General features: G+C 58.6%; 12 protein-coding genes. 3 read left to right on the top strand and 9 right to left on the bottom strand.

Going from position 1 to position 8440, the window contains the following annotated elements; genetic code table 11:
• Window positions 1–233 precede the first annotated feature (233 nt).
• Window positions 234–1259 (bottom strand): protease SohB, encoded by a 1026-nt coding sequence (sohB, locus tag J1G33_RS21305; RefSeq protein WP_032876106.1) that lies wholly within the window; start codon window positions 1257–1259, stop codon window positions 234–236.
• Window positions 1260–1453: 194 nt separating this feature from the next.
• On the opposite strand from sohB, the gene J1G33_RS21300 reads away from it, so the two are divergent.
• Complete coding sequence (locus J1G33_RS21300; RefSeq protein WP_223018694.1) at window positions 1454–2164, top strand: histidine phosphatase family protein; 711 nt, start codon at window positions 1454–1456, stop codon at window positions 2162–2164.
• Window positions 2165–2220: 56 nt separating this feature from the next.
• Window positions 2221–2535, top strand: a complete 315-nt coding sequence (locus tag J1G33_RS21295; RefSeq protein ID WP_223018693.1) for an SCP2 sterol-binding domain-containing protein — start codon at window positions 2221–2223, stop codon at window positions 2533–2535.
• A gap of 68 nt (window positions 2536–2603) precedes the next feature.
• On the opposite strand, the gene J1G33_RS21290 is transcribed toward J1G33_RS21295, so the two are convergent.
• The 4 genes from J1G33_RS21290 to J1G33_RS21275 form a co-directional block, all read right to left on the bottom strand.
• Window positions 2604–3191 carry an NUDIX domain-containing protein gene (locus J1G33_RS21290; protein ID WP_005788870.1) on the bottom strand — a complete coding sequence of 196 codons (588 nt, stop codon included), beginning with the start codon at window positions 3189–3191 and terminating at the stop codon, window positions 2604–2606.
• Window positions 3192–3219: 28 nt separating this feature from the next.
• On the bottom strand, window positions 3220–4083 hold the full coding sequence (locus tag J1G33_RS21285) for an SDR family oxidoreductase (RefSeq protein WP_223018692.1): 864 nt from the start codon (window positions 4081–4083) through the stop codon (window positions 3220–3222).
• A gap of 348 nt (window positions 4084–4431) precedes the next feature.
• On the bottom strand, window positions 4432–5061 hold the full coding sequence (locus J1G33_RS21280; RefSeq protein WP_103734368.1) for a ribonuclease T2: 630 nt from the start codon (window positions 5059–5061) through the stop codon (window positions 4432–4434).
• 44 nt (window positions 5062–5105) lie between these two features.
• Complete coding sequence (locus J1G33_RS21275) at window positions 5106–6083, bottom strand: Gfo/Idh/MocA family oxidoreductase (protein WP_223018691.1); 978 nt, start codon at window positions 6081–6083, stop codon at window positions 5106–5108.
• A 126-nt stretch (window positions 6084–6209) separates the two neighbouring features.
• On the opposite strand from J1G33_RS21275, the gene J1G33_RS21270 reads away from it, so the two are divergent.
• Window positions 6210–6572 carry an NUDIX domain-containing protein gene (locus J1G33_RS21270; RefSeq protein WP_032876122.1) on the top strand — a complete coding sequence of 121 codons (363 nt, stop codon included), beginning with the start codon at window positions 6210–6212 and terminating at the stop codon, window positions 6570–6572.
• A gap of 15 nt (window positions 6573–6587) precedes the next feature.
• On the opposite strand, the gene J1G33_RS21265 is transcribed toward J1G33_RS21270, so the two are convergent.
• The 4 genes from J1G33_RS21265 to J1G33_RS21250 all read right to left on the bottom strand — a co-directional run bounded on the left by J1G33_RS21265 (window position 6588) and on the right by J1G33_RS21250 (window position 8400).
• Complete coding sequence (locus tag J1G33_RS21265; RefSeq protein WP_032876124.1) at window positions 6588–6836, bottom strand: DUF1652 domain-containing protein; 249 nt, start codon at window positions 6834–6836, stop codon at window positions 6588–6590.
• A gap of 457 nt (window positions 6837–7293) precedes the next feature.
• Window positions 7294–7530, bottom strand: a complete 237-nt coding sequence (locus tag J1G33_RS21260; protein WP_078821158.1) for a hypothetical protein — start codon at window positions 7528–7530, stop codon at window positions 7294–7296.
• A gap of 4 nt (window positions 7531–7534) precedes the next feature.
• Window positions 7535–7981 (bottom strand): GNAT family N-acetyltransferase, encoded by a 447-nt coding sequence (locus J1G33_RS21255; RefSeq protein ID WP_078821157.1) that lies wholly within the window; start codon window positions 7979–7981, stop codon window positions 7535–7537.
• Window positions 7982–8070: 89 nt separating this feature from the next.
• Entirely contained in the window at window positions 8071–8400 is a 330-nt protein-coding gene (locus J1G33_RS21250) for a hypothetical protein (RefSeq protein WP_032803867.1), read from the bottom strand.
• Window positions 8401–8440: the final 40 nt, after the last annotated feature.

The following is an 8440-nucleotide window of genomic DNA, read 5'->3' as shown; positions in this document are numbered from 1 at the left end:
CACGCGCCATCCATGGCGCGGGGCGGCTAAACCGGCATCCCTGCCGGTTTACCCCCCAAATCCCTGTCGAATTCCGGCCAGCGTGGTTTAACGGGGCGCCCAAGATCAAAAGCAAGATCAAGAGCGGCTCGCTTCGCATCGTGGTTACGGTCGGCAGCTAATAGGTTGTGTGGATATCCGTGCCCATCGGGGGCAAGCCCCCTCCCACAGGGGACCGCCTACAGCCTGAGGATTTACCAGAACCGCTGCTGGGTCAAACGGCTCCACCAGGTCAGCAATACCCGGTCTACCGAACCGCTGGCCGCCAGGCCCACGCGCTCTTGCAGGCTTTTACGCTCGGCATAGTGCAGGTGGAACACTTCGGCAGTCTTGGCCTTGGTGGCCAGGTATTCATCGCTGGTCTGCAGCTCGTCGACCAACTGTTTGTCGAGGGCGGCCACACCCAACCACACTTCACCGGTCGCTACATCATCAATCGCCAATTGCGGGCGGTACCGCGAGACAAAGTTCTTGAACAACTGGTGGGTAATGTCCAGGTCTTCCTGGAACTTCTCCCGGCCCTTCTCGGTATTTTCGCCAAACACCGTGAGGGTGCGTTTGTATTCACCGGCGGTCAGCACTTCGAAGTCGATGTCGTGCTTTTTCAGCAGGCGGTTGACGTTGGGCAACTGCGCGACCACGCCGATGGAGCCGAGGATGGCGAACGGTGCGCTGATGATCTTCTCGCCGATGCACGCCATCATGTAGCCGCCGCTGGCCGCCACCTTGTCGATGCACACGGTCAATGGCACGCCGGCCTGGCGGATGCGCGCCAGTTGCGACGACGCCAGGCCATAGCTGTGCACCATGCCGCCGCCGCTTTCCAGGCGCAGCACCACTTCATCCTTGGGTGTGGCCAGGCTCAGCAGCGCGGTGATTTCATGGCGCAGGCTTTCGGTCGCCGACGCCTTGATGTCGCCATTGAAATCCAGCACGAACACCCGTGCCTTGGCCTGGGGCTTGTTCTTGTCTTTCTTCTTTTCGGCTTTGCTCTCGGACTTGCGCAGCGCCTTGAGCTGGTCTTTGTCGAGCAGGCTCGACTCCAGGCGCTCGCGCAGGCCCTTGTAGAAATCATTCAGCTTGCTGACCTGCAGTTGGCCGGCGGACTTGCGACGACCCTTGCTGCGCAGCGCTGCGAAGCTGATCAATACCACCAGAATAGCGACCACCAGGGTGACGGTCTTCGCCAGAAAGCTCGCGTATTCGGCCAGAAAATCCATATGTCTCCTTAAAAAATGCACTGCGCCAGGCGCGGATGGCCCCAGCATACCGACGCCACTGCGTTGGAGCCAGTGCTCAAACCGCCAGCAGGCGGGCTCCAACGGGCTTTTAAAACAAGCGTATGTTTTTTCATTGACAGCTCGCAGGCATCCTCATAACCTCGCCAGACTTTCAACGTACCGGGAAAACGGACGTGGGCAGCATCTATCTGATTCGACATGGCCAGGCCTCCTTCGGTGCAGACGACTATGACGTCCTGTCGCCCGTCGGCGTGGAACAGGCGCAAGTGCTCGGTCGCCATCTGGCAGACGTGGGCCTGGTGTTCGACCGCTGTATCGCCGGCGACCTGCGTCGCCAGCAACACACCGCCAGCGCCACGTTCGATCAATACCGCGCCCTCGGCCTGCCGGCCCCCATACTCGAAACCGACAGCGCCTTCAACGAGTTCGACGGCGAAGCCATCATCCGCGGCCTGCTGCCTGATTTACTCGGCAGCGAGCCCGATGCCATGCATATCCTGCGCAATGGCCCGCAGAACCGCAGCGAGTTCCAGCGCATCTTCGCCCTGATCATCGAGCGCTGGCTGGCCGGCACCTATGACCCACCTGGACTGGAAAGCTGGCTGGGGTTTGTCGAGCGGGTCCAGGGTGGCTTGCAACGCATCCTTGAGGCCGCCCGGAGCGCAGACAAAATCGCGGTGTTCACGTCCGGCGGCACCATCACCGCCCTGCTCCACCTGATTACCCGAATGCCTGCAGCCCAGGCGTTCGAAATGAACTGGCAAATTGTAAACACCTCGCTCAACCAGCTGAAATTCCGTGGTCGCGAGGTGGCACTGGCTTCCTTCAACAGTCATGCCCACCTGCAACTGTTGAAGGCGCCGCAGCTCATCACTTTCCGATGAACTGCGGCCAACCGTGACCCCAAGGTCACTGGACTCACCATAAAAGGATCGAAACCATGACTGACGTAGCCAAAGCTGTAGAAGCAATGAAAGCCAAATTCAACCCAAGCGCTGCCGAAGGCTTGGACCTGGTGTTCGGTTTCCGTATCGACGACACCAAGAATTTTTCGCTGGTGGTCAAGGACAAGACCTGCAAACTCCAGGAAGGTGAAAACCCTGACGCCCAGGTCACCCTGGTGATGGACAGCGAGACCCTGGAAGGCATCGTCGACGGTTCCACCGACGGCATGCAGGCGTTCATGGGCGGCAAGCTGCGCACCGAAGGCGACATGATGCTGGCGATGAAGTTGAGCGAACTGTTCCCTTCCTGATTCGGTAACCCGGGTCAAACAATCCCGTCTTTACAGGCGGGATTTTTTTGCCTGCACGCCTGGTCCCATCACCACCCGTCTCTCAGTATCCGCAACTCCAAATGCTGCAATAACATAATCGTTTTTCCATCCACAATATCCCCACTCTGCACCATCGCCAGCGCCTGCTCGAAGCCCAGCTCCAACACCTCGATATCCTCGCCCTCTTCTTCCAGGCCACCGCCCGCCCCAACTCGATCGCCTGGCTGATACTCACCGATAAAAAAGTGAATCCGTTCAGTCACCGATCCCGGGCTCATAAACGCTGCATAGATTTTCTCCACATGCCCCACGCGGTAGCCGGTCTCTTCTTCGGCTTCCAGGCGTATACGCTCTTCGGGGCTGGCGTTGTCGAGCAAGCCGGCCGCTGCTTCAATCAGGTAGCCGGAGTAATCGTTGACGAACGTCGGCATACGGAACTGGCGAATCAGCAGCACCGTGCGGCGCTCGCGGTTGTACAAAAGGATCGTTGCGCCGTTGCCCCGGTCGTAGACCTCACGCGTCTGGGCTTGCCAGCTGCCGTCGCGACGGCGCAGGTCGAAGCTGTATTTCTTCAACAGGTACCAGTTGTCCGAAAGGGTTTCTTCGCCAGTGATGCGCACGGGGCTATTGTTCATGGTCAAGCCTTGGTAGAGGGAGACAGATTCAGGTGATGGCCTGGGTAGGCGGCTGTTTGATGCGCGACCATGCGGCAGCAACATCTTCAGCACTCCCCGCTTTTATACGGGCGAGATTGCGCGGGTAATCCACACCGGGATTTTCGCTGAAACGCGTCGCGGTGAATTGGCCGTTGCTGGCGCGCAGTATGTAGCCGGTATCCGTGCACTGCGACGAAGCAAGGAACAAGACCCCCGGCGTCACCCACTCCGGCTTGAGTTCGTCCGGCTCGTCGGTCACGCCCCACATGCGTGTCTTGGCCACCGGCGAGATCGCGTTGACGCGGATTCCGGCCTCGGCACCTTCATGACTCAGCGCGTTCATGATGCCCAACTGTGCCATCTTGCCGGCGCTGTAAGCCACTAGCCCGGTTTGCTCGTATTGCGCATACATGGCGCGGTCGGAAGTGGTGAGGATGATGCGCGGCGCGCTAGAGCGCAGCAGGTGCGGCCAAGCATGCTTGCACAGCCACAGCGGGGCGTAGAGATTGATGTCCATGGCGCGCTGAAGGAAGCTGGCGTCCAGTTCTGCGATGGGCTGGTAACCCACCCAACCGGCGTTGTGAATCAGGATGTCGAGCCGGCCGAACATTTCGAGGGCAAACGCGATCAGTTGCCGGCACCCCTCGTCCGTGGACAAGTCACCGCCATGGCCCACCACCGTCAGCCCTTCGTCACGCAGGGTGTCGGCGGCCTGTTGCACCACCGACGCATCGGTGCCTGCACCCATCTTGTCGGCACCAATATCGCTGATGACCACACGGGCGCCGGCCAGGGCCAACCCTCGTGCATAACTGAGCCCCAAGCCGCGTGCGCCGCCGGTGACGATCGCGGTTTTGCCGGTGAAATCCATGTACTTACCCTCCTGTTGGCCGTCTACCCTAACAATCGGCACCCGTGTTGTTCAATGCTGTAACACTTTCATCCGTCACGACCGTCGTATTAATACCTGCGCTCGCGGACCTTCTGGTAAAACCCGTGTTTCGCCTTTGTCCTGGAGCCTTCATGCCATCCTCTTTTCCAAAGTGACCCGCTGTAAAAGCGGAACCAATAGCGGCCGTTACCACAGGAATGGACATGTACTCGGTCTGATCCAGCCTCGTGGTCGGCCCTGAGGCCGCCATCGGGAGCAAGCTCCCTCCCACAAGATCAGTGTTGCTTTTAGGCCGTCACGAGAACAACCTGGCTGCCGCAATCGAGCTCAGCGCTGCGTCGGAATGCGAATATCACCGCTACGGCATTGGCTTTTTACACTGCGCGGGCATCCGGTGAATGCCAGTTCCTTGGTCAGGCACACGCGCACCTCCGACAGCACCTTGCCCTTGCAGATCACTGCCAAGCCGTGATTGCCCATGCGCGGGTTACTCTCGCGAAACAAGTCCTCAATCTCACGCGCCTGTAGCGACGGTGGTGTATTGAATGGCTGCAGTTGCGGCGGGATGACCACCGCGCCGAGTGCCGTGTCGGTCTTGTCCAGATATTCCAGCGGTTCGAGCCCGCTGCAGGTGCCATGCTTGGCCCACTCGTGCTTGAGCAGCGCACGGGTTGGAAACATTGCCGCCCCCTTGTCCATTTCCTCGTCATTCAAGCGTGACTGTGGCGCACAGGAGGCCGGCCACCCTCCCCGCGCGTATTGCGGCCACAAGCCGTGTAACACAAACCCATAGCCCTTGCCCGTGCACTGTTCATTGCCTGGGTGCGTCAGGCAGAAGGTCGGTGACCACGACAACGACAGCACATAAAAGTCAAACTCCCCCGGCAGCCCTTGGTCACGCGGCGCCGCAGTTGCAACTGTGGCGATCAGGAGCCACAACACCATCCAGTATTTCATCCCGGTATTCCTTTAAAAAATGAAGTCTTACGCTATCGCGGCAGCTAGGGATGATTGGAGTAACGTTGCAACACCTTGTCCAGGATGATATCGGTCTTCAACGCCTCGATCGCCAGCGACGGATGTTCGGCGTCCCCGCGAATATGCGCATTCATGCCCAGTACGTGGTGCCACTGGATATGTGCATGGCACGGCACTTCCAACACCTCGCTGGTTTCGCCTTCCAGGCGCAACGGCTGGTCCTCGAACACTGAAAACTGAATGCGGCCACGGCTGCCGATCAATTCGACACGGTCTTCGCGACGGTCCGCCACGAAGTTCCAGCAGCCCGTGCCCAAGGCACCATTGGCGAAGGTCCAGCAGGCCGTCACGGCATCCTCTGCCGCGTAGCGCCCGGCCTGACGCGCGGAAAAGCCTGAGACCTCGACAATATCCCCGGCCAGGTACTGGAACAGGTCGAACCCGTGGCTGGCCAGGTCGGCGAAATAGCCGCCACCGGCAATGGCCGGATCGGTGCGCCAATTGGCGGCGTTGCTATCAGTTGCAGCGGCAGGCTTGCACAGGGTCCAGGTCAGGTGCCGCAACTCACCGATACGCCCTTCCTGCAGCCAGCTGCGCACTTGCTGAAAGCGCGGCAACGAGCGCCGATAGTAGGAAACAAACAGGTGCAGCCCGGCGCGCTCGAAGGTGCGTTGCATCAATGCGCTCTGCTCGGCATTCAGCGACATGGGTTTTTCGACGCAGCAATGTTTGCCCGCCGCCGCCACCATCAGGCTGTATTCAAGGTGACTGTCGGGCGGTGTGGCGATGTAGACCGCATCCACCTCAGGGTCATTGATCAGTGCCTGGGCATCGGTATGAAAGCGCGCGATACCGTGCCGCGCCGCATAATCGCGCACCGCCTCGATACGCCGCCCCATCACGGCCACCAATGCCGAACCTGGCGCTTTGTAGAAAGCGGGTCCACTCTTTAACTCAGTGACACTGCCACAGCCGATCATGCCCCAGCGTATGGTCTTCATCGAATGCCCTCGTTCGTCTTCGTCAATCGGGCAGTATCCACATACAGAACCCGGCACGCCATAACCACTTAGCATGACATTTGCATTACACTTTTGTGACATTCATCCGGCGCGGGGGCACATACGATGAAAATTAGGGCAACCGTCATTTGCGAACATGAAGGGCATATTCTCTTTGTGCGCAAGGCCAGATCAAAGTGGGCCTTGCCGGGCGGCAAGGTAGAACGCGACGAACGCCCGGTGGGCGCCGCCGAACGCGAGCTGGAAGAAGAAACCGGATTAAGCGTCGATGGCTTGCTGTACTTGCAAGAGCTGAAGGCCCGCGACACGCTGCACCACGTGTTCGAGGCCTCGGTGGTGAATATCGAGGAGGCGCGGCCGTGCAACGAAATCGTTGCCTGCCAGTGGTACGCCTACAGCGCCCTGGACGAACTGGACACCACCGACGCCACCCGTCACATCGTCAAATCCTTCCTGCGGCGCCTCTGACGCCGCGCACAACCACTAACCTACCGCCGCAAACCCACGGCGCCCGGCCTTGATCTCGGCACGCAACTCACCAATCAGGTTTGAGATGGAACGGATGCTGTTTAGGCCTTCAGGGGATACGCACGTCAACAGAAGATCGACGCGACCGGACTGCGGCTCATAGATGCTGATGCGCAGCGAGCCATCGCTGTTCAAGGTGCAGTCGCAGCAAAGAGGCTGGAACCCCGAGGCCATGATGCGGTTGAATTCGACGATCGAGATCATGACAAGCGCCCTTGTACGGGCCTACCTGATGGTTGTGATCCAAACAGCGTAGATGAGGTTTTGCCGCAGGCCGGACGATTGATGCAAAAGTGTTAGCCATGCCTCATTTCGCCCGGCAACGAGCGCGTTTCGAGTGACAGGCCGTATCGCTGCCGTTATTGCCCGTACTTAATTCCAGGCAAAAAAAATCCCAAGTAGCTGATGGAAACTTGGGATTTAAAAATGCATAAACCGTGGGAGGTGAACGCCCGGCTATAGTAGCGACTGTAAAAACGTGTAACAAGATTATTTTAATCCTTTCGTCGGATTGAAAGCGCCGTAAGTCATTCAATAACCACATGTTTTTTATGGTAACGGGAACAGTTAGTGCCACTTTTTGGTGCAAGTAACGGTTATACCCGTGCCATAAGTCCATTTATAAAAAAGGGTTATTGATTAGGTACGGCACACTGTTCAATCACTGTTCACTCAATTGCTTGCACGTCTGTTGAAGTTCAGCGCGCCTGGCAGCGCTCACCTCCACGACGGTCTCCATGTGCCGACAAAGCGCCAGGCGCTCAGCGGCCTCTTCACGCTGGCGGTCCACCTGGGCGTTGAGTTGAACGAAATAGAACCCCAGTAGCGCCGCGAGGCACAGCACCCCCACGGCGAGATACAGCAAGCCGTTGGAGGATGGGGGTTTTTGGGCACTCATGACCTTAGGGTGCCCTGCTCTTTTCGTAGCGAACATCGTCGCCATCAACTGGGCCGACGCTGGACCAGCCCAGGCGTTGATAGAAACCGTTGGCACGGATTTCATCACGCCCGTCAGTGATCAGGTACAGCCTGTTGTGGCGTTCAAACAAAGCGGCTTCAGCCACTGCCATCAGTTGCCGTCCCAGGCCCAGGTTCTCGTGTGTGGGCAACACGAACATCGCGAACACTTCACCTTCATCCAGATCAACCATGGAAAATCCGGCGGCCTGGCCGTTGACTTCGGCGACCCAGGCGCAAGGCGCTTGGCGTATCGCGTCGACCAGTACCGGCGGCGTGATCCCCCGTTCGGCCATCTGCTCAAGGCTCAGATGGTTTTGCACCACCGAGGTGCGAATAGCGCACAGCGTATCGACATCATCGGCTGTCGCCGCTCGAATAAGCACTCGCATACAAGCCTCCATGAAGAAGTGCGCAATTGTATGCAAATACTCACACAGGGTTTGTGGGGGATTTGTAAGCGTCGTTAAACGGCTTCGGCTTATTTACGTGCGACTTTGTAGCGCAGGCAATCCTGGTAAAAACTTTTGCGGATCGCCTCCGGCTTCAGTCTTGAGTGGCTGTCATAGGTTTGCTCGGTAATCCCCATGGCCATCATGCGCATCCAGGATTTGTTGAACTTGATGGTCTGGATCTTCTGCCGAGCGGCATACAGCGACACTCCGGACAACTTCAACTCCTGAGCCCTGGCAGCTGTGCCCGCGCCCCAACTGCACATGTACTTGTCACCCTCACGCAACTCCCGAGCCTGTACGGTGGTCGCGCCCCCCGCCAGGGAGCAGGCAATCAGCATCATTCCAACAGTGCGCATTTGCATCCCCGCCTAACCACCTGAAAATAAAAGTGATTTT

It is taken from the genome of Pseudomonas sp. P867 (genome assembly GCF_019891455.1).
GTDB lineage: Bacteria > Pseudomonadota > Gammaproteobacteria > Pseudomonadales > Pseudomonadaceae > Aquipseudomonas > Aquipseudomonas synxantha_A.
This window is presented reverse-complemented; position numbering and strand designations above follow the sequence as displayed.